This is a genomic window from Rhizobium hidalgonense, assembly GCF_002914525.1.
GTDB classification, from domain to species: domain Bacteria; phylum Pseudomonadota; class Alphaproteobacteria; order Rhizobiales; family Rhizobiaceae; genus Rhizobium; species Rhizobium hidalgonense.
This window is the reverse complement of the sequence record NZ_LODW01000057.1, coordinates 66,974-87,266: the sequence shown is the minus strand read 5'-3', so window position 1 is coordinate 87,266 and position 20,293 is coordinate 66,974. Positions and strand designations below refer to the sequence as shown.

19 protein-coding genes are annotated in these 20,293 nt (G+C 60.3%); 15 read left to right on the top strand and 4 right to left on the bottom strand.

The window, feature by feature from the left end:
• The first annotated feature begins 760 nt into the window (after nt 1–760).
• From ATY29_RS17010 to ATY29_RS16975, 8 genes are all read left to right on the top strand, one after another.
• Nucleotides 761–1,504, top strand: coding sequence for a FadR/GntR family transcriptional regulator (locus ATY29_RS17010; RefSeq protein WP_097537002.1), 744 nt, complete (start codon nt 761–763; stop codon nt 1,502–1,504).
• Complete coding sequence (locus ATY29_RS17005) at nt 1,488–3,083, top strand: ABC transporter substrate-binding protein (protein WP_097537001.1); 1,596 nt, start codon at nt 1,488–1,490, stop codon at nt 3,081–3,083. The genes ATY29_RS17010 and ATY29_RS17005 overlap by 17 nt, the downstream gene beginning before the upstream one ends.
• 80 nt (nt 3,084–3,163) lie before the next feature.
• The gene (locus ATY29_RS17000) at nt 3,164–4,123 is read left to right on the top strand and encodes an ABC transporter permease (RefSeq protein WP_097537000.1); all 960 of its coding nucleotides are present in this window, start codon (nt 3,164–3,166) and stop codon (nt 4,121–4,123) included.
• A 2-nt stretch (nt 4,124–4,125) separates the two neighbouring features.
• Nucleotides 4,126–5,004, top strand: coding sequence for an ABC transporter permease (locus ATY29_RS16995; RefSeq protein WP_097536999.1), 879 nt, complete (start codon nt 4,126–4,128; stop codon nt 5,002–5,004).
• 18 nt (nt 5,005–5,022) lie between these two features.
• Nucleotides 5,023–5,940 (top strand): dihydrodipicolinate synthase family protein, encoded by a 918-nt coding sequence (locus tag ATY29_RS16990; RefSeq protein WP_097536998.1) that lies wholly within the window; start codon nt 5,023–5,025, stop codon nt 5,938–5,940.
• An 8-nt stretch (nt 5,941–5,948) separates the two neighbouring features.
• Nucleotides 5,949–6,965 (top strand): ABC transporter ATP-binding protein, encoded by a 1,017-nt coding sequence (locus tag ATY29_RS16985; RefSeq protein WP_097536997.1) that lies wholly within the window; start codon nt 5,949–5,951, stop codon nt 6,963–6,965.
• Nucleotides 6,966–7,919, top strand: coding sequence for an ABC transporter ATP-binding protein (locus tag ATY29_RS16980; RefSeq protein ID WP_097536996.1), 954 nt, complete (start codon nt 6,966–6,968; stop codon nt 7,917–7,919). It abuts the gene before it with no gap.
• Between the two features lie 25 nt (nt 7,920–7,944).
• Nucleotides 7,945–8,880, top strand: coding sequence for a dihydrodipicolinate synthase family protein (locus ATY29_RS16975; RefSeq protein WP_097536995.1), 936 nt, complete (start codon nt 7,945–7,947; stop codon nt 8,878–8,880).
• Between the two features lie 106 nt (nt 8,881–8,986).
• Here ATY29_RS16975 and ATY29_RS16970 read toward each other — a convergent pair whose 3' ends face one another.
• Nucleotides 8,987–9,751, bottom strand: coding sequence for an IclR family transcriptional regulator (locus ATY29_RS16970; protein ID WP_003568651.1), 765 nt, complete (start codon nt 9,749–9,751; stop codon nt 8,987–8,989).
• A 193-nt stretch (nt 9,752–9,944) separates the two neighbouring features.
• On the opposite strand from ATY29_RS16970, the gene ATY29_RS16965 reads away from it, so the two are divergent.
• From ATY29_RS16965 to ATY29_RS16935, 7 genes are all read left to right on the top strand, one after another.
• On the top strand, nt 9,945–11,519 hold the full coding sequence (locus tag ATY29_RS16965) for an ABC transporter substrate-binding protein (RefSeq protein WP_003568649.1): 1,575 nt from the start codon (nt 9,945–9,947) through the stop codon (nt 11,517–11,519).
• A gap of 147 nt (nt 11,520–11,666) precedes the next feature.
• Complete coding sequence (locus ATY29_RS16960; protein WP_097536994.1) at nt 11,667–12,521, top strand: alpha/beta hydrolase; 855 nt, start codon at nt 11,667–11,669, stop codon at nt 12,519–12,521.
• Nucleotides 12,518–14,128 carry a gamma-glutamyltransferase gene (ggt, locus tag ATY29_RS16955; protein ID WP_097536993.1) on the top strand — a complete coding sequence of 537 codons (1,611 nt, stop codon included), beginning with the start codon at nt 12,518–12,520 and terminating at the stop codon, nt 14,126–14,128. Before ATY29_RS16960 ends, ggt begins: the two co-directional genes overlap by 4 nt.
• 113 nt (nt 14,129–14,241) lie before the next feature.
• Nucleotides 14,242–15,216, top strand: coding sequence for an ABC transporter permease (locus ATY29_RS16950; RefSeq protein WP_003568645.1), 975 nt, complete (start codon nt 14,242–14,244; stop codon nt 15,214–15,216).
• Between the two features lie 4 nt (nt 15,217–15,220).
• Nucleotides 15,221–16,135 (top strand): ABC transporter permease, encoded by a 915-nt coding sequence (locus ATY29_RS16945; RefSeq protein WP_025418572.1) that lies wholly within the window; start codon nt 15,221–15,223, stop codon nt 16,133–16,135.
• Nucleotides 16,132–17,109 (top strand): ABC transporter ATP-binding protein, encoded by a 978-nt coding sequence (locus ATY29_RS16940; protein WP_097536992.1) that lies wholly within the window; start codon nt 16,132–16,134, stop codon nt 17,107–17,109. Before ATY29_RS16945 ends, ATY29_RS16940 begins: the two co-directional genes overlap by 4 nt.
• On the top strand, nt 17,109–18,113 hold the full coding sequence (locus ATY29_RS16935; RefSeq protein ID WP_097537006.1) for an ABC transporter ATP-binding protein: 1,005 nt from the start codon (nt 17,109–17,111) through the stop codon (nt 18,111–18,113). Before ATY29_RS16940 ends, ATY29_RS16935 begins: the two co-directional genes overlap by 1 nt.
• Nucleotides 18,114–18,163: 50 nt before the next feature.
• On the opposite strand, the gene ATY29_RS16930 is transcribed toward ATY29_RS16935, so the two are convergent.
• The 3 genes from ATY29_RS16930 to ATY29_RS16920 all read right to left on the bottom strand — a co-directional run bounded on the left by ATY29_RS16930 (nt 18,164) and on the right by ATY29_RS16920 (nt 20,250).
• Nucleotides 18,164–18,589, bottom strand: a complete 426-nt coding sequence (locus ATY29_RS16930) for a CBS domain-containing protein (RefSeq protein WP_003568641.1) — start codon at nt 18,587–18,589, stop codon at nt 18,164–18,166.
• On the bottom strand, nt 18,586–19,107 hold the full coding sequence (locus tag ATY29_RS16925; RefSeq protein ID WP_097536991.1) for a DUF2267 domain-containing protein: 522 nt from the start codon (nt 19,105–19,107) through the stop codon (nt 18,586–18,588). The genes ATY29_RS16930 and ATY29_RS16925 overlap by 4 nt, the downstream gene beginning before the upstream one ends.
• A gap of 93 nt (nt 19,108–19,200) precedes the next feature.
• Nucleotides 19,201–20,250: an AI-2E family transporter gene (locus tag ATY29_RS16920; protein ID WP_003568639.1), complete on the bottom strand. Its 1,050-nt coding sequence runs from the start codon at nt 20,248–20,250 to the stop codon at nt 19,201–19,203.
• Nucleotides 20,251–20,293: the final 43 nt, after the last annotated feature.

The following is a 20,293-nucleotide window of genomic DNA, read 5'->3' as shown; positions in this document are numbered from 1 at the left end:
TATCTTTTGGTGGACACTTCATGCCTCAGAGCACTGCGCTTCAGAAGGCGCACGGAAATTCGCGCTTACATCAAAGGAGAGGGCGCTTAGCGCCTCTCCCCCTGCTGCGATCTGGGATCAAGCTTGCCGGCGTGGCACTAGTCGCAGGAGATGACACTTTCATAGCGGGATCATCTCCCATCGGCAGATTGAGTGCGACGTCCCCGAGTAATGCTCGCGCTCTGAACATGAGGCCCGTCGGCAATCGCCGGCGATCTCGACCGCATCAGTCTAGGAAAGCGTCCTTGCCTTCCGCCTTGAGGCGCGTAAGGCCATCCTTCTTCTGCCGCCGCCGTTCAGCCGAGTGGGTTGCCAGTTCGTCACATCCCGATGCCGCCGACAATGTGGCTGTTCGGCCATCGCGCGACTATCGGTTCGGTTTGCCAATGAGCTGACGAACTCGTTGTGGGCATATATCCGCTGCAGTTGAGCGGATTTGAACCCACCACTCCGGCATCGGTAAGATTTTGGCTCAATGTGACGCAATGTTGACGACCGACTGTCATCACCGGGTACAAAATCATTAGGGCAAGCACATCGTCTTTTCGGGTGAACTCCGCGGCCCAGGGAAATACACGGGAGGTGGATTTGGAAGAGGCGCAGCTTCAACTCGACGGCAAACGGCAAGCAGGGCCCGCACCGACATCGAGCCTCACCAGTTGACAGATATCCTACAAGTATATAAGTAACGCACTAATCTACGACACCAGAAAGTGACCGCATGACATTGAAATCGATGAAACCGTTGACGCGCGCGCCGCTGCTGCATGTCTCCGTGCAGGAAAGTCTGCGCGCCTATATCGACGACAATGGCCTTGCGCCCGGAACCCTGCTTCCGGCGGAAGGAGAGCTTGCCACCCAGCTCGGCGTCAGCCGCAACTCGCTGAGGGAAGGCATCAAGGCATTGGAATCGCTCGGCGTGTTGGAGACGCGGCGCGGCGTCGGCATCTTCGTGAAGGCGTTTTCCTTCGAGCCGCTTCTCGACAACCTCGCCTACGGGCTCGGCGGCGCTCTGCGGCAGATCGAGGAGGTGCTCGAAATCCGGCGTACGCTTGAGGTGGGGTTGATCGGCAAGACGATCGACGTGATCGGCGAGGACGACATCGCCGAACTGCGCGCCACCGTCGGGCGAATGCGCGCCCATGCCGAGCGGGGTGAAACCTTTGCGGCCGATGACCAGCTATTCCACCGGCTGCTGTTTCGCTGCCAGGACAATGAAACGCTCGTACGGCTGATCGATGTGTTCTGGCTCGCCTTCTACAAGGCCTCGGATTTCGTCAATCTTGAAAATACCGATCCGATGGCGACATGGCGCGACCACGCGGCGATCGTCGATGCGATCGAGGCAAAAGATCTGGAGGAGGCGCGCCGGCGCCTGGATCGCCACTATGAGGGTATTGCCCGGGTGATTGCCAACAACAAGACAAATTCAAACATGGGAGGAACACATGAAAAGACTGTCTAGATTATCCGCTATCGCGCTTGCCGCCCTGCTGTCGACGGCCGCCGTTCCGGCTCTCGTCTCGGGCGTCGCCATCCAGGCCCGGGCGGCCACGCTGTCTGGCGGTTTCGATGTCGGCCCCGGCGGCTTCCAGGGCAACTTCAATCCGCTTGCCGCCACCGCCGGCTTCACCTGGCTCAGTATCTACTACGAACCGCTGATCACCTATGACGAGAAGCTGCAGAAGGTCGTAGGCGCGCTGGCAAGCTCCTACGAGGTCAGCCCGGACCAGATGACCTACACGTTCAAGCTGACGGACGCCAAATGGCATGACGGCAAACCGTTCACCGCCAAGGACGCGAAATTCACCATGGGCCTTGCGATGGATGCAAAGACCGGCTCGGTGCTCGCGGCTCGGCTGAAGGGCATATCGTCCGTCGAGACGCCGGACGATCACACTGTTGTCATCAAGCTCAGCGCCCCCAGCAGCAGTTTTCCCGACACGATGACCAAGGTGATGATGCTGCCCGAGCATGCGCTCGCCTCGATTCCGGCCGACCAGTTGGCAAAGAACACGTGGTGGTCCACCGCGCCGATCGGCACCGGGCCGTTCAAATTCACCAAATATGTCTCGGATCAGTATGTCGAACTTGCCGCAAACACCGATTATCGCGGTGGCAAACCGGCACTGGAGCGCGTCATCAATCGTTACTTCGCCAACCCGGCCGCAGCGATCGCGGCGCTGAGATCCGGCGAAATCCAGTTCACCTATGTCGATTCCAACGACGTGCCGACCTTCAAGGGCAACAAGGACTTCAAGGTCATCGAAGGTAACTCTTTCGTCGTCAACTATCTGGGCTTCAACCACGATTCCCCGCTCTGGAAGGACGTGCGCGTCCGCCAAGCGGTGATGTATGCGATCAATCGCGATGCCATCATCCAAAGCCTTTATGGCGGCGCTGCCAAGCCGGCCAACTGCGCCTATGTCGCCGAACAGCTGATACCCCAGGGCATCGACACCTATGCCTATGATCCTGAAAAGGCCAAGAAGTTGCTGAAGGACGCCGGCTGGGACGAGATCAACGGCGGCAAGCCGATCACGCTTCTGACCTATTACACCACGCCGCTTGCCACCAACGTAATTGCCGCTGTCCAGGCGATGCTTGCCCAGGTCGGCATCAACATCGTCCCGCGCGCCGTCGATGCGCCGACCTATAACAGCATCGTGCTTAATGCGACGCCGGATATCGCCCAGTTCCAGATGGTATACGCCGGGCTGCAGAACGGGCCGGATGCCGGCAGCATCAATGTCGGCCTCAACGAAAAGCAGATCCCTCCGGCCGGGCCGAACGTCGCCAGAGTGCGTATGCCCGATCTGACCAAGGCACTCGACAGCGCGCTTGCCGAGCCCGACAGCGCCAAGCGGGATGCCGCCTATCAGAACGTCTGCAAGGTGATGAACACGGAGCTGCCCTGGGCGACACTCTGGGTGGCAAACCGCTATGGCATCGTCTCGACCAAGCTGAAGGATTTTGTCTGGACGCCGGCGCCGGGCGGCGGACCTTATCAGGCCGGCCCGCAGAAATGGTCGATCGCCGAATAGGCGTTTCAGCAAAGCCTTGAGGGTGGCTTCGGCCACCCTGACAAGACGGCCAGATAGATGGGCCAACAGACGGATTGACGATGCTCCGATACAGCCTCAGACGCCTGATCATAGGAATAGGCATGCTCGTCGCCCTGAGCATGCTGATTTTCCTGCTGCTGCGCCTGACGCCCGGCGATCCGATCGATGCCTATATCGATCCGAACCTGCCGATGTCGCCATCGGATCTTGCCGATCTGCGCAGACGCCTCGGGCTCGACCAGCCGCTGCCCGTTCAGTATCTCGGCTGGCTGCAGCAGGCGCTGACTGGCAATCTCGGCTATTCGATCAAGCGTCTCGATCAGCCGGTTCTGGGCCTGGTGCTGTCGCGGATCGGCCCGACGGTACTGTTGATGGGCACCGCACTGGCCTTTGCCATCGTCCTCGGCATCGCCTGCGGGGTGATCGGCGCCGTCCGCCGGAATTCCATTGCCGATCTCTCCTTGTCGGTGGTTGCGCTTGCCGGCATTTCGAGCCCGGCATTTCTGAGCGCACTGATCGGCCTTTATATTTTCTCCGTCCGTCTGCACTGGATGCCATCGGGTGGCATGCTGACGCCGGGCGAGGAATTTTCGGTGAGCGACCTCCTCCATCATCTGATCCTGCCCGCCGCCCTTCTCTCTGTCGCGCAAGCCGCATTGATCATGCGGTACATGCGCGCTTCGCTGCTCGAAGTCCTGAACCAGGATTACGTGCGCACGGCCCGCGCCAAAGGCGTCCGCGAGTTCTGGGTCATCAGCAAACATGCCTTGCGCAACGCGCTTCTTCCGATCGTCACGCTGATCGGCTCCACCATCGGGCTTGCAATCGGCGGCGCGATCTTCATCGAGAGCGTCTTCAATTGGCCGGGCATGGGTCTTTTGCTCGTCGATGCCGTTCAGACCCGCGACTACCCCGTCATCATGGGTGCGACGCTCGTCATCGGCACCTGCGTCATCGTCGTCAATCTTCTGACCGACATCACCTATGCGGTCGTCGATCCGCGCATCAAGGTGGGCTGACCATGCTGGCACGCTCCCCAGAACATCGCAGCCCGGGGCCGCTTACCCGCGCGCTCAGTCGTTTTCTGATCAACCGCGCAGCCGTTGCCGGCGTCTGCATTGCCACTCCCATGCTGCTGGTGATCCTCTCCTATCCGCTATGGTGGGCATTCCAGCCAAACGATATCGATCTTCTGGCGATGAACAGCGGCCCGACGGCAACGCACTGGTTCGGAACCGACGGCGTCGGTCGCGATGTCTTCGCCCGCGTGCTCGAAGGCGGCCGGATTTCGCTGCTGGTCGCCGTCACGTCGACCGCGCTTTCCACCGCCATAGGTTTTCTCTTGGGGGCGATCTCGGCGCTTGGAGGCCGCTGGACGGACGCCGTCTCGATGCGCTTCGTCGATCTGGTGATGACGCTGCCGCCCGTCATCTTCTTGCTCGTGCTCGCCTCGATTGCCGGCACCGGCATCTGGCCGACAGTGCTCGTCATCTCCCTGCTCTCCTGGCCGCTGCTGGCGCGCATGATCCGCTCGCGGCTGCTGGAACTGCGTGAACGCGATTTCGTCATGGCCGCCCGTGGCATGGGTGCCGGCATCCGACATCTGCTCATGCGCCATGGCCTGCCGAACTCGATCGATATCCTCGTGGTCTATGCAACGCTGCAGATTGCCAATGCCATTCTGCTCGAGGCGGGGCTGTCCTTCCTCGGGCTAGGCATCGCGCCGCCGGCCGCAAGCTGGGGCAACATGCTGAACGCCGCCCGCTCGACCGCCGTGCTTGAACAATATCCCTGGCAATGGCTCTTCCCCGGCGCAGCGCTGATCCTCGCCGTGCTTGCCATCAACTTCATCGGCGATGGCCTCAGAGATGCCTTCGATCCGCGTGCCGAACTGAACTGACAATCGAAAGAAGCGAACATGACCAAATTCAAGGGTGTCGTCCCCCCCGTCGTAACGCCGCTCAACCCGGATCTCACCGTCGACTATCCCTCCTATACACGTGTGCTCGAGCATCTGATCGGTGCCGGCTGCCACGGCGTATTCGTGCTCGGCTCGACGAGCGAAGTCATCTTCCATGACGACAAGACCCGGCGCGAAATCATCGAACATTCGGCCAAGGTGGTGAATGGCCGCGTGCCGTTGATCGTTGGCGTCATCGATCCGACCACGGATCGCGTCATCGCCCATGCCAAGGTCGCAAAGGCAGCTGGCGCCGACGCGGTCGTGGTGACGGCGCCATTCTATACCGTCACCGGCCAGTCCGAGATCCTCGATCATTTCCGTTATGTCAGAGATGCGGTGGACGTTCCGTTGGTCGCCTACGACATTCCGGTCTGCGTTCACGTCAAGCTGCAGCGCCAGACGGTCGTCACGCTTGCGAGCGAAGGCGCGATCATCGGCCTCAAGGATTCCAGCGGTGACGACGGCAATTTCCGTTATGCGCTCCTCGATCTTGCCGAACACAAGGACGTCTTCCTGATGACCGGCTCCGAAATCGTCGTCGACACCGCCCTGCTGATGGGCGCTCACGGCGTCGTTCCCGGCATCGCCAATGTCGATCCGCACGGCTATATCAGGCTTTGGAATGCCGCCCAGCGTGGCGACTGGGGCGCCGCGAGGAAGGAACAGGAGCGTCTCTGCCGCCTCTTCGAGATCGTTCGGGTCGCCCAGGGCCGCGTCAGCGGCGGGGCGGCAGGCATCGGCGCCTTCAAGGCCGCCATGCAGAGCCTCGGCATCATCGACACAGCCGTCATGCCGCGACCGCGTGCCAGCCTCAACGATGCGGAAACGACGCGGATCGACGAGATCCTGCGCGCAACCGGCCTGCTGAACTGAGCGAACCGATGGAACAGGCAGCCGAACCGGTACTCGATATCAGGGGATTGCGAACGATCTTCTGCATCCGCGGCGGCGAGATCACGGCGGTCAACGATATCGACCTGACCGTCGCCGCCGGCGAGACGCTGGCGCTCGTCGGCGAATCCGGCTCCGGCAAGTCGGTCACCAGCCTGTCGGTCATGCGGCTGCTCACCCGCAACATCGGTGTGATCGCCGCAGGCAGCATCCGCCTGACGACGAGGGACGGCGCGGTCCGGGACCTTGTTTCTCTCGACGAACAGAGCATGCGCAGGATCCGGGGCGACGACATCGGCATGGTGTTCCAGGAGCCGATGTCGAGCCTCAATCCGGTTTTCACCATCGGCGACCAGATCGCCGAGCCGATCCGCATCCATCGCCGGGCGAACCGCAAGGCGGCGATGGATGCAGCCGTCACGCTGCTTGAAAGCGTCGGCATCCCGGACGCCCGGCGCCGTGCCGGCCAATATCCGCACGAACTGTCGGGCGGCATGCGGCAGCGTGCGACGATCGCCATGGCGCTCGCCTGCGATCCGGCGCTTTTGATCGCCGACGAGCCGACCACGGCGCTCGACGTGACGATCCAGGCGCAGATACTCGATCTGCTGCTCAAGCTGCAGCGTGAGCGCGGCATGGCCATGCTCTTCGTCACCCACAATCTCGGCGTGGTCGCCGAAATCGCCCATCGCGTCGCGGTGATGTATGCCGGCCGCATCGTCGAAGAGGGGCCAGTCGGCGCAGTTTTCCGCCATCCGAAACATCCCTACACGATAGGCCTTCTCGCCTCCATGCCGCGCCTTGGCGACGCCGCGCGGATGAAGCAGGCCGGCGAAAAACTCGCCGCCATTCCCGGCATGGTTCCAAGCCTGATGAACATGCCGAGCGGCTGTGCATTTTCGCCGCGCTGCACATTCGCGATCGAAGCCTGTCGCGCTGCCGTTCCCGCGCTGGAACAGGTCAATCCGCAGCACCGCAGCCGCTGCATCCGATGGCAGGAGATCTAGATGAGTGCGCCGCTGCTCTCCGTCCGCGACCTCTCGAAACATTATACCTCCCGCGGGACGCGGCTGAACATTCTTCAGGGCATCTCCTTCGATATCGGCAACGGCGAAGTCGTAGGGCTGGTCGGCGAATCCGGCAGTGGAAAGACCACGATCGGGCGTTCCGTCCTCCGCCTCGTCGAGCCTTCGTCCGGCAGCGTCTGCTTCGACGGCAATGAACTGACAACACTGACCGCCTCGGCGCTCAGACGCCAGCGGCCGCGCATGCAGTATATTTTCCAGGATCCGTTCGCCAGCCTGTCGCCGCGCATGACGATCGGCGAAATCCTGACGGAGGGCCTGAAGATCCAGGGAATCGGCAGCACCCCAGACAGGCTGGAACGGGCGCGGTCGGCCTTGGCCGAGGTCGACCTGCCCGCAGATGCGATCAATCGGTATGCGCATGAATTTTCCGGTGGCCAGCGCCAGCGCATCGGGATCGCCCGGGCATTGACGTTGTCGCCCGAATTCATCGTTGCCGACGAGCCGGTCTCGGCGCTCGACGTGTCGATCCAGGCACAGGTGATCAACCTGCTTCGCGACCTGCAGCAGCGGCTCGGTCTGACCATGCTGTTCATCTCGCATGATCTCGCCGTCGTCGAATATATCTGCGACCGGGTGATCGTGCTTTATCTCGGCCGCATCATGGAAGTTGCGCCGAGTGCCGATCTCTATGCGCGGCCGCAGCATCCCTATACGCGCGCACTGCTGTCGGCCATTCCGTCGCCCGATCCGGATGCCCGCCGTAACCGGCAAATCCTGAAAGGCGATATTCCAAGCCCGGCCAATCCGCCCAGCGGATGCGTTTTTCGCACACGCTGCCCGAGCGCGCTTGATGCCTGCGCCGGCGCCGTTCCGCAATTGCGTGAAGTCGCACCCGGCCACCTCAAGGCCTGCATCCGCGACGACCTGAATTGATCCGCCATCCACCGGGGACAAACAGATGACCGCCAAGACGCCGCATGCCGCTATCGGCGGAAACTGGGCGAGCCTGCTTCTGCCGATCGCAGCCGATGACGGTATCGAGTTCGAGAAGCTCTGCGAAGAGCTCGATATCCTCATCGATGCCGGCGTCGATGGCATCTATTCCAACGGAACTGCCGGCGAATTCCACAATCAGACGGAGGAGGAGTTCGACAGGATCCAGGCTATGCTGGCCGAGCGCTGCAAGGCTTCCTCTGCGCCATTCGTGATCGGCGCCTGCCAGCCCGACCCACTGATCATGCTCAATCGCGTCCGGCGCGCCGCAGCGCTCGATCCCCGCGCCATTCAAGTGATCTTGCCGGATTGGTGGCCGCTCAGCGATGCCGAAGCAGTGGATTTCCTGAATCGCGCGGCCGAGGCTGCCGGAGGCATTCCGCTCATCCTCTACAATCCGCCGCATGCAAAACGGGTGCTGACGCCAAAGGAGCTGGGCATGGTCTGCGCTGCTGTGCCTGCGGTAATCGGCATCAAGCTCGCCGATGGCGACGACAGCTGGTACGCCGAGGCGCGCCGGCATCTGTCCGGGCTTTCGCTCTTCGTCCCCGGCCATCATCTCGCAACCGGCATCGAGGAGGGCGTCGCGGCCGGCGCCTTTTCCAATGTCGCCTGCCTCAGTCCCCGCGGTGCTCAGGCCTGGACGGTCTTGATGCGAAACGATATCGACGCCGCACTCGATCTGGAACGACGCATCTGCAGGTTTATGGACGCGCATATCGTCCCGTTTCGCCAGGAATTTGGCTATTCAAACGCCGCTCTCGACAAGCTGTTGAGTGCTATCGGCAATTGGGGACCCGTGGGCACCCGTTTGCGGTTTCCCTATCGTTCGATAGACACGACAGAAGCGATCAGGTTGCGACGCATCGCACGCTCCGAACTCCCCGATCTTTTCCCTTGAGTTTTTGCTTAAAGAGCGGGCTTGGCACGAAACTAGTCGCGTTGGCTCGCCTTGATGGGCGTCGAACCGAAGAGTCAAGATCCGATATGGCGTAGAACGAAAAGCTCTACCATCCCAGCCGGGCCGATATCTTGCTCGAGGCCTCCTTCAGCAGAACGATGAAGCGGTCGACATCGCTTTTTTGCGTGCGGAAGGCCGGGGCGCCGACATTCACCGCGGCGATCACGGAACCGTCGAATGCCAGAACCGGCACTGAGACGGAGACGAGTTGCTCGCTGACTTCACCGTAGCTCACACAAAATCCCTGGCGGCGGATTTTATCCAATTCAGCAATCAGCTTGCTGCGATCCGTGATCGTGCGCTTGGTCAGCCGCGGCAAAGTCTCGGGGATCATTTGCAACTGCACCTGAGGTTGGAGATAGGCGAGAAGCACCTTGTAGGAACCTGCCGTGAGCGGTCGTCTTCGGCCGATCATTGCCTGCACCCGCAAGTCGCGCATCGGTTCGAACTTTGCGATGCATAGGGATTCCCCATTGTCGATGATCCTGAGCTGTGTCGTTTCGTTCGCCTTCTGGCCTACTTCTTCAAGAATAGGATTGGCTATTCGCACCAGATCAACCTGTGTCGAGGCAGCGGTGCCGAGAATGATCGCAGTCGTCCCCAGCCGGTAAGTGCCTGTATCGCTCTTGCGGACCAGGCCGCGTCGTTCCAGTGTGCGTAACATGCGCAAAATTCTCGGCTTGGTTTCCCCGATGTTCTGCGCTACCTCAGTCAGTCTGACATCCGGGTTTTTGGCGACATTCAGCAATACCTCGATGCAGACGTCAACAGATTGCACGATATCGTTTTTTTGTGGTTGTCTTTTGTCCATGGGACCAGAATTTTCTCCGCGACCAAGGCTGAAGCGTTGGCGTAGTTTCAGGTTACGCCTATCGTAACGCCCTCGTTTTCCGTTTGACAGCCCCCTTGAGGCCCCCTTACCAATTTGTGCCAAGAGTGGACGGGAACCTGCTCGTACCGACCAAGCAAGGTCGGCCCAAAAACGCTAAACCGGGATGGAAGAAATGGCCGCAAAAATATTGACGCGGGCAGCGATCGGGCTGCTTGGCACGATTGCTATTCCTGCAATGGTCGCCGCACAGGAAACCCCGCTGACGATCGGAATGTCGACAACGCCGACGACGCTGGACCCTCATGAAGACAGTTCGGCGCCAAACAATGCGACTTCGCGCCATATCTGGGACAGCCTCATAAACCTCACCGGAACGTCGGCAAATGCGCCGGAGCTCGCCACCGAATGGAAGGTCGTCGACCCTACCCACTGGGAATTCAAGCTGCGGAAGGGCGTGAAATTCCATGACGGCAGCGAGTTCAACGCCGATGATGTCATCGCTTCGCTTCTGCGTGCCCGCGACAAGCCCAGCCAGAGTTTTGCCTCCTACACCCGCAATATTGTCAATGCCACGGCCACGGATCCCTATACCATCGTCGTCGAGACAAAGGTTCCGGATCCGATCCTGCTGAATTCCGTAAGCCGAATTCGAATTATCAGCGCCGATTGCAAGGAGGCGCCGGTCCAGGATTTCGACAACGGCAAATGTGCAATCGGAACCGGGGCCTATTCCTTCGTCTCCTATTCGCCAGGCAGCAACCTGACTTTGAAGCGCAATGACAGCTATTTTGCTGGCCCCTCGCACTGGTCGAACGTCACGCTGCGCTTCCTGCCCGATGACGGCGCCCGTCTGGCATCGCTTCTTTCCAACGAGATCGACATTGTCGAAACCCTCCCTGCCGATGGAATGGCACGCGTGGAAGCGAGCGACAATCTGCAAGTCATCAATGGCCTGTCGTCCCGCTTCGTTTATCTTGGCCTCGACGTCAGCCGCGATGTTTCGCCTTTCGTGAAGGCTGCCGGCGGCTCCGATCTCGACAAGAACCCGCTCAAGGATGGACGGGTGCGTCGCGCGATGCTGATGTCGATCAACCGGCCGGCAATCGTCGACCGCGTCATGCAGAAGAACGGCACGGTGGCCGACCAATTCGTCACCCAAGGCTATGCGGGCTATTCCGAAAAAGTCGAGAAGGTGGGCTATGATCCTGCTGCGGCGAAGGCGCTTTTGGCTGAGGCCGGTTATCCCGATGGCTTCAGCCTGACCCTGCATGGTCCCTCCGGCCGTTACGTCAAGGATGCCGAAGTTTTGCAGGCGGTCGGCCAGATGTTCACGCGCATCGGCATCAAATCGAAAGTCGAGGTCCTGCCCTGGTCGATGTATTCGGAAGCCTATTCAAAGGGCACCTACAGCACCTATTTCGGCTCCTGGGGTGTGAACACCGGCGAAACCACAAACCCGACCGTTGCGCTCGTCGCCACGCGCGACGAGAAAAAGGGGACCGGGAGATATAATGGCGGCGGCGTGTCCGATCCGAAGATCGACGAGGTGCTGGCCAAGGCCAGTTCGACGCTCGATGAAGCTGCACGTGCGCCCCTTCTCGAGGAACTGTCGACGGAAACTTTTAACAACCTCTGGCTTCTCCCGATGCATTACGAAAACGTCGTGCTGGGTGCAAGGAAGACCGTGTCCTACACCCCGCGCGGCGACAAATATACGCTCGCTTACGACGTGAAGCCGGCGGACTAATGCATGTCGTCCAAAAGCGTGAAGCGGTTTTGGGACAAATAAAGATTTGAAGTTCGTCGCATCGATCCATTCGATGCGGCGCGGTTCAAAAAAGCTCCATTGGGCGGTATCAGGGCCGTCCCTTTCTTCATCTCCCAGGAGACATTCATGCAGGAACTTGGAACGGGCGAAGCCGTCGCCCGGGCGAAGGCCATCTATGACTATGGCCAGACGGCCATCTTCGCCTCTCGGGCCGATCCCCGCCTCCATATGGTGCTTTATGTGCCGCCGACGGCGGCAGACGGCCGCAAGCTCGACCTCCTGGTCGCGGTCCACGGGACCGGGCGCACATCGGCCATCGACTTTCGCGACGGTTTTGCCGAATTCGGACTCTATAACGACTGTGCCATCCTTTGCCCGATCTTCCCGGTTGGCGTTCTCGGCGATGGTGCGCGTTCCGGCTACAAGTTTCTTGAGGAAGGCGACATCCGTTACGATCAGGTCGTCCTGGCCATGGTTGCGGAGATGGCCGACAAATACCGCCAGGACTGGTCCAAATTCGCCATGTTCGGCTTCTCCGGCGGCGGGCATTTCGTGCACCGTTTCGCCATCCTGCATCCGGAAAAGCTATGGGCGGCATCGATCGGCGCACCTGGTTCCGTCACCCTTCTGGATCCGACGCGTGACTGGTGGGTCGGCATTCGCGATCTGGAGGCGCGCTTCGGCAAGGCCTTCCGGCCCGAAGATCTCGCCAAGGTGCCGGTCCACATGATCGTCGGCGACGCCGATCTGGAGACTTGGGAAATCACCCACAAGCCGGGTGGGAAATATTATATGGACGGCGCAAACGAAGCCGGCAAAACTCGGCCCGAGCGCCTTGCCACCCTGGCGAGCTCATTCCGCAAAGCGGGTGTCGATGTGACATTCGATCGTGTTCCGGGCGTCTCGCATGACCGGATGAAGGTTCTCGGTCACGTCAAGGCCTTCCTGGCAAAGGTGCTGGAGGGCCGTCGCGCAAAATGAGAAATGCAACGATCGTGGCGCCTCAGACGGAGGCAGTCGAAGCCGGCGCGGAAGTTCTCGAACGCGGCGGCAATGCCATCGACGCAGCGCTCGCCTGTGCCTTCGTCCAGGGCGTGGTCGACCCGCAGATGGCCGGCATCGGCGGCTTCGGCTCCATGCATGTCTACATGCCGAAAAAGGGCGTGCACGAGATCCTCGAATTTTATGCGCGCGCGCCGTTGAAGGCTGCGCCGGACATGTGGCTCGACAAGATCAAGCACCAGAGCCGCGACGGCTTCGGCTATGTCCTTGAAGGAAATATATCCGATATCGGCTACCTTGCCGTCTGCACTCCCGGCTCGCTCAAGGGTTATGAGACCGCGCTGCGCGATTACGGCACCTTCGATTGGGCCGATCTCATCAAGCCGGCCATTCGCCTTGCCCGTAATGGTTTCATGATCCGAAACCACATGTATTGGTATTGGGCCAAGGACCAGTCGAATGACGGTTTTGCCAACACGCTCGACAAGCTGCGCTTTTCTGCAACGGGACGGCGAACCTATTTCCACGACGACGGCACGCTCAAGAATGTCGGCGACCTGCTCTTCAATAAGGACATGGCAGAGACCCTCGAACGTATCGCCCGAAGCGGCGGCGCTGACATCTTCTATCACGGCGAACTGGCCGAACAGATCGCCGGCGATTTCAAGGCAAACGGCGGCCTGATTGATCGGGAGGATCTGGCGCGTTACCGATTGTCGAAGGCAGAGCCGGTTTGGGGCGACTACCGCGACAACCGCATCGCTACCTCGCCTCCGCCAGGCTCGGGCTTCCCGATGCTGGAACTCTTGCATATCATGGAGCAGTTCGATGTTTGCTCGCTGCAGCATGGCAGCGCCGAACATGTCCGCATCCTATTCGAAGCCATGAAGCGGATGACGATCGACAAGGACGCGCATATGGGCGATCCCGCCTATGTCGACGTGCCCTATGAAAAGCTGCTGTCGAAAGAGCATGCAAAGGCCCATGCCCGCGCGATCAAGGCGGGCGAGATCGCCAGTGTTTCGCGTCTTGATAGCTCGCAGCGCGACACCACCCACATCTCGGTGATCGACAAGGACGGCAATGCAGTCGCCATGACCCACACCCTCGGCAGTCCCTCGGGCGCGATAACCGACGGCCTCGGCTTCATGTACAATGGCACGATGAGCCGCTTTAATCCGCTTCCCGGCAAGCCCGGCTCGATCGCGCCCGGCAAGCGGCGTCCCAGCTCGGCGGCACCGACGATCGTCTTCAAGGGCGACGAGCCCAGCATCGTCATCGGAGCACCAGGCGGCAGCTATATCGCGCCGGCCGTTGCGCAATGCCTGATGAACATGATCGATTTCGACATGTCCGTGCTCGAAGCCGTCTCGGCGCCTAGGATCGTAGGCGTGTCAAACACGATCGACATCTGCAATCGCATTCGCCACTCTGTCGAAGACGAGTTGCGGGCGCAGGGCTACCAGGTGGCGCGGTCGCCGCAGACCTATGCGTTCGCGGCAGTCCACGCGATTAAGATTGACGGCGGCATCTCGAAAGGCGCGGCCGACCCGCAACGTGACGGGATGGCGATCTCCGTCGCTTAAAGCATGTCGCGCAAAAGTGTGCAGCGGTTTTGCGACAACGACATGCGTAGATTTAAGGTGTTACAGCGTCCTTTGCGGCTCTCGAAAAGATGCGCGGCGCTGGGAGAGGTTCAATGGTCACATCCATTATCAGGCGGTTGCTTCAGGCGTTGTTCGTCGTTGTCGCGATGACGATCATTGTCTTCATCGGCGTCAATGTGATCGGCAACCCAGTCGACATCCTCATCAACCCGGACGCCAATCAGGCGGAGCGGGCTCTCGTTATCGCCCATTACGGCCTGGATCAGCCGCTGTGGAAACAATATCTGCTGTTTCTCCAAGGACTTCTGCACGGGGACTTCGGCAACAGCTTCGTTTATGGCCGGCCGGCGCTGGGTCTGATCCTCGAACGTCTCCCCGCAACACTCGAGCTGGCGATCACGGCTCTCGGCATCGCGCTGCTGTTCGGTCTTCCGCTTGGGCTGTATGCAGGGCTCTACCCCAATCGGATCTCCTCCAAGCTCATCATGAGCGGCTCGATTCTGGGCTTCTCGCTTCCGACCTTCTGGGTTGGTCTGATGCTGATCATGGTCTTTTCCGTCGAGCTTGGCTGGCTGCCGACGAACGGCCGCGGCCCGACGCAGGAGCTGTTTGGCGCACAATGGTCGTTTCTGACCGGGGATGGCATTCGGCACCTTTTATTGCCGGCCTTCAACCTGGCTCTGTTCAAGACGTCGCTCATTCTTCGGCTGACCCGCGCCGGCGTGCAGGAGGTCCTTCCTCAGGACTATGTGAAGTTCGCCCGCGCCAAGGGATTGCGAGAGCGGCGGATCATTTCCGTGCACGTTCTCAAGAACCTGATGATCCCGGTGGTGACCATCATCGGTCTCGAGTTCGGCTCACTCATCGCCTTTTCGGTCGTCACCGAAAGCATCTTTGCCTGGCCGGGCATGGGCAAGCTCATCATCGACTCGATCAACCTTCTCGATCGCCCGGTCATCGTCGCCTACCTGATGATGATGGTGCTGCTCTTCGTCGCCCTCAATTTCATCATCGATATCTGTTATACCCTTCTGGATCCGCGGGTCCGGCTGGAAGGAAAGGCTTGACCCCATGGCCGAACCACAAACGCAAGACACCAGTGCTCCAACGCCCGAACCCAGTCGCCTGTCGAAAGGGGTCACGGATTTCTTCAGCTCTCCGGCAGCCGCGATCGCCTTCCTCACGCTGGTGATCATCTGTTGCCTGGCGCTGTTTGCGCCATGGATCTCTCCGCAAAATCCCTATGATTTGATGCAGCTCGACATCATGGATGGACGACTGCCGCCGGGTTCCGAATCCATGACCGGGCTTGTCTATCACCTTGGCACCGACAGCCAGGGCCGCGATATCCTGTCCGGCATCCTCTATGGGCTGCGTACCTCGTTGCTGGTGGGCGTTCTGTCGGCTTTCGCTGCTGCCATCATCGGAACCTCAGCCGGATTGTTCGCCGCTTACGTGGGAGGGCGCACGGAAACCGCGATGATGCGGCTCGTCGACCTGCAGCTGTCGTTTCCCACCATATTGATGGCGCTCATGATGCTTGCCGTGCTCGGCAAGGGCGTGCCCAATGTCGTGATCGCACTGATCATCGCCGAGTGGGCGACCTATGCGCGAACCGTCCGCGGCACCGCTCTGGTCGAGCGCGAGAAGGAATATATCGAGGCGGCCCGGATGCTGCGCCTGCCCGGATGGCGTATCCTCTTCAGGCACCTGCTGCCGAACTGTCTTGCGCCCGTCATCGTCATCGCCACCATGCAGGTCGCCCGGGCAATCGGTCTTGAAGCAACCTTGTCCTTCCTCGGTCTTGGTGCCTCCGTGACCGAACCCTCGCTCGGCATGCTGATCTCGACAGGCTACCAGTATCTTCTGACCGGCCTCTACTGGATCAGCTTCTTCCCCGGCATTGCCCTTCTGGTCACGATAGCGGCGATCAATCTCGTCGGCGACCGGCTGCGCGATGTCCTCAACCCCAGGAACATATCATGACCCCGTTGCTGCAAGTGAGCAATCTCGTCACCGAATTCGGCGGCGGCAGGGGACGCCCCAGCCTTTGCGCCGTCAATGATGTGTCGTTCACGGTGGAGCGCGGCATGGTCCTTGGTCTTGTGGGAGAATCCGGATCCGGAAAGTCGGTGACCGGCTTCTCGATCATGCGGCTCCTCGATAAGCCCGGCAGGGTTGCCGGCGGCCGGGTCATCTTCGATGGCGCCGATATCGCGAAATATTCTGACGAAGAGATGCGGCAGCTGCGCGGCAAGCGGATCGCCATGGTATTCCAGGATCCCATGATGACGCTCAATCCCGTCCTGACGGTCGGGACGCAGATGGTGGAAGCCGTCCAGGCACACGAGCGAGTCTCGAAGGATGCCGCCCGGCAGCGGGCGCGGGATGCTTTGGCGCTGGTCGGAATACCAAGCCCTGAAGAAAGGCTTGCCGCCTACCCGCATCAGTTTTCCGGCGGAATGCGCCAGCGTGTGGCGATTGCCATTGCGCTTCTTCATAAGCCGGACCTTATTATCGCCGATGAACCGACAACGGCGCTTGATGTGACGATCCAGAGCCAGATTATTTCCGAATTCCAGAAGCTCACCGAACAGGGAAATACGGCGGTGATCTGGATCACCCACGATCTGGCGATCGTCTCAAGATTGGCCGACGAGATCGCCGTCATGTATGCCGGCCGCCTCGTCGAGACCGGACCGGTGGGCAAGGTTCTGACCGATCCTCACCATCCCTACACGGCCGGTCTGATCGCGTCGGTTCCTTCGCAAAACAGACGCGGAGAGCCCCTTCACCAGATCCGCGGCATGACGCCGGCGATCAACCGCCTCCCACAGGGATGCAGTTTTCGTACGCGCTGCGATCGGGCAACCGACGGCTGTCTGGTCATGCCCGCGCTCATGCCGGAAGGCGATCGCTCCTTCCGTTGCATTCATCCCGTAACGAAAGAGGTAGCATGATGACGGCGACCGCCGCGCCCCTGATTGAAGCGAGGAACGTGTCGCAGCGCTTCGGAGCCAAACCCGATCTCGCCGCCAAGATCGCGCTCAAGCTCAAATTGGCTAAGCCGGCGCCTGTCGTTCACGCGCTTGATAATGTCAGCCTCAGCATTCGGCCCGGAGAGGTTGTCGGCCTTGTCGGCGAAAGCGGCTGCGGGAAGTCGACGCTCGGCCGCGCCATTGCAGGGATCACCTCGCCAAGTCAGGGCCACATTCTCTGGAAGGGGATGGACCGAAGCGCCATGTCGAAAGGTGAGCAGCATCAGTTCGGTCTCGCCAGCCAGATGATTTTCCAGAACCCGATGGCGGCTCTCAATCCGCGCATGACCGTCGAGCAGCTTATCTGGGAGGCGCCTCGAGCGCATGGGCTTGCCCGCTCGACGGAACGCGACGCCTATGTCGACAAATATTTGATGCTGGCCGGTTTCGACCCGGCCATGAAAAAGCGATACCCGCACCAGTTTTCCGGTGGCCAGCGGCAGCGCGTCAATATTGCGCGCGCGCTCGCCGTGCAGCCGAAATTCCTCGTCTGTGACGAAAGCGTCGCCGCACTCGACGTTTCCATTCAGGCCCAGGTGATCAACCTGTTCATGGAACTTCGTGACAAGCTCGACCTGACCTATTTGTTCGTCAGCCATGATCTCGGCGTTGTGGAACATATTTCCGATCGCGTTGCGATCATGTATCTTGGCCGCATCGTCGAAGAGGCGCCCGTCGAGGAGGTTTTCAGGCGGCCCAATCATCCTTACACGAAAGCGCTGTTGGCCGAGGTGCCGCGCATCGAACACGGCAAGCAACAGTTCAAGCCCGTCGATGGCGAACTGCCCAGCCCGATAAACCCGCCGACAGGCTGTCACTTCCATCCGAGATGCCCATTTGCGATGGACCGCTGTCATATGGAAGTGCCGGTGAGAAAGGAAATTGCACCGGGGCACCTGTCGGCTTGCCACCTCAACGATGAATGATCTCAAACGACAAGATCGCTGATTGCTTCAGGCCTAACGTTACCCCTGTTCTAATGTGCATGTGCGCCGCCCGGGCGGGACACTTTTTTCAATCCGGCTCCCGCTGCAGCAGTGTCCGCCAGGGACGCATCGCCGAGCGAGATGACGCCGGTAAGCCGTTTGTCACGATTGACGACGGGAAGGCGGCGGACCTGGACCTGCCCCATATTGCGGGTCACGTCGTCGAGATCTTCGTCTTCGAAACAATATTTGACATCGCGCGACATGACTTCGCGCACCTTTGCATCGCCCCCGAGTCCGTCGGCAAGCCCGCGCACGACGAGATCGCGGTCCGTGATGGTTCCGACGAGCCGGTCGTTGTCGCCGACCGGCAGAAAGCCGATCTGCCTGTCGGCCATGCATCTCGCGATCTCGGCAATCGTCTGATTAGGGTTAGCGATTTCTACATCGCGCGACATGATCTCTGACACTTTCATGGTCTTTCCTCCTGCCTTTTGCGGTTAGTGGACGTCGAATGATCCGGTGAGAGTCGTTTCCGTAACGGTGCGGTTGCGGCTCCTGCCACTCTCTCGATGGGCCTCCAATGGCGCATATCCGGATCCGGCCAGGGCGCCTGGACTTCTGCCGGCAGTCCGTGGCGCACTTTCGGCACCTCGCCCGGATCGATAGAGTGGGAAAGCACCCGGAAAACCGACCGCACCGCCTCCTTCGCGTCTACCGGACGCGTCGATGAAAGCTCGTCGTTCACCTGCTCCAGGAACTCATCCAGGGAACGGGAGCGGACGTTGAAAGGATCGTATCGATCGCAATAGGCGCCGCGCGCAAGGAGCGGCAGCTGCGCAGCCGGCAGACGATCTCGCAGCGTATGAAAAACCGCGCCGAGTACATGCCAGACGAGTTGCCTTTCAGGTCCCTGCTCGGCCATCAGATCGTCGTACCGCATATTTGTGGTTTCCAGCATCTTATCGAAGACGGCGACACCCCAAGCGCTCATGGCTCCACCCCCCATGATGATGCTTTGAATCTATCAAACCAGTCAGGGAGACGAAAGTTCCAGAAGCCATCGTTAAATGCTCCGGCCGCATCGTCAGGAATCCGACGTGCCCTCCTCCTCCACGAATATCCCCCAAGCGGCGATGAAGAGAGCGGCTATCAACGGGCCGATCACGAAACCATTGATGCCTACGAGAGAAATGCCGCCAATGGTGGAAATGAGGACAACATAGTCGGGAAGCTTGGTCTCCCTGCCAACCAAGAATGGCCTCAGAAGATTATCGACAAGACCAATGACGAGGCCGCCGACGGCAACCAGCACAATCGCCTTTACCCAAAAGCCGGCCAGGGCCAGGTAAATGGCCGTGGGCACCCAGATCAATGCGGCGCCGACCGCAGGCAGCAGCGACAGGAAGCTCATCAGCACGCCCCACAGCAGGGCTGGCTCGACGCCGAGGGCCCAGAAGGCAATGCCGCCAATCGAACCCTGGATGATGGCGATGATAATATTGCCTCGAACGGTCGCGTGAACGACCGAAGTGAATTTGGAGGTGAAGCGAAGGGTATGAGAATCGCTGAGAGGCAGCGCTCTTCTGATGGCGCGGGCAAGGGCGCGCCCGTCCCGGAACATGAAGAACAGGAGATAGAGCATCACGCCGAAGGTGACGAAGAACCGTAGGGTGTTCTGACCGAGGCTCAAGGCGCGTCCGGCAAAAAAACTGCCGCCCTGCATCAATGCCGAGGAAACGCGATCCTGAAACGTGTCGACGCCGTTCAGCTCGATGCTCCGGAGCCAGTCGCGAAGGAACAAGGGCAATGCTTCCTGCAGGTTATGTATAAAGCTCCGGACGTCGATCTCGCCAGTGTCCATACGTTGGTAGAGATGGTTGCCCTGCTGGACGAGTGAACTGAGGACGATCAGCCCGGGAATGATAACGACGCAGAGACAGATCAACACAGACAGCGCCGCAGCAAGGTTTCCCCGACCACCCAGCCGAGCCTCTATACGGGCGTGAAGCGGGAAGAAGATGATAGCGAGGACGACTGCCCAGAATATCGCCGAATAGAACGGTAGCACGACGGCGACGAACGCAATGGTCACGAGTACCAGAAGCACATAGAAACTGACACGCTGACGGAGCATTCGATCTTTCCGCTTCGAGACCGCGATAATGGTAGCACAGATA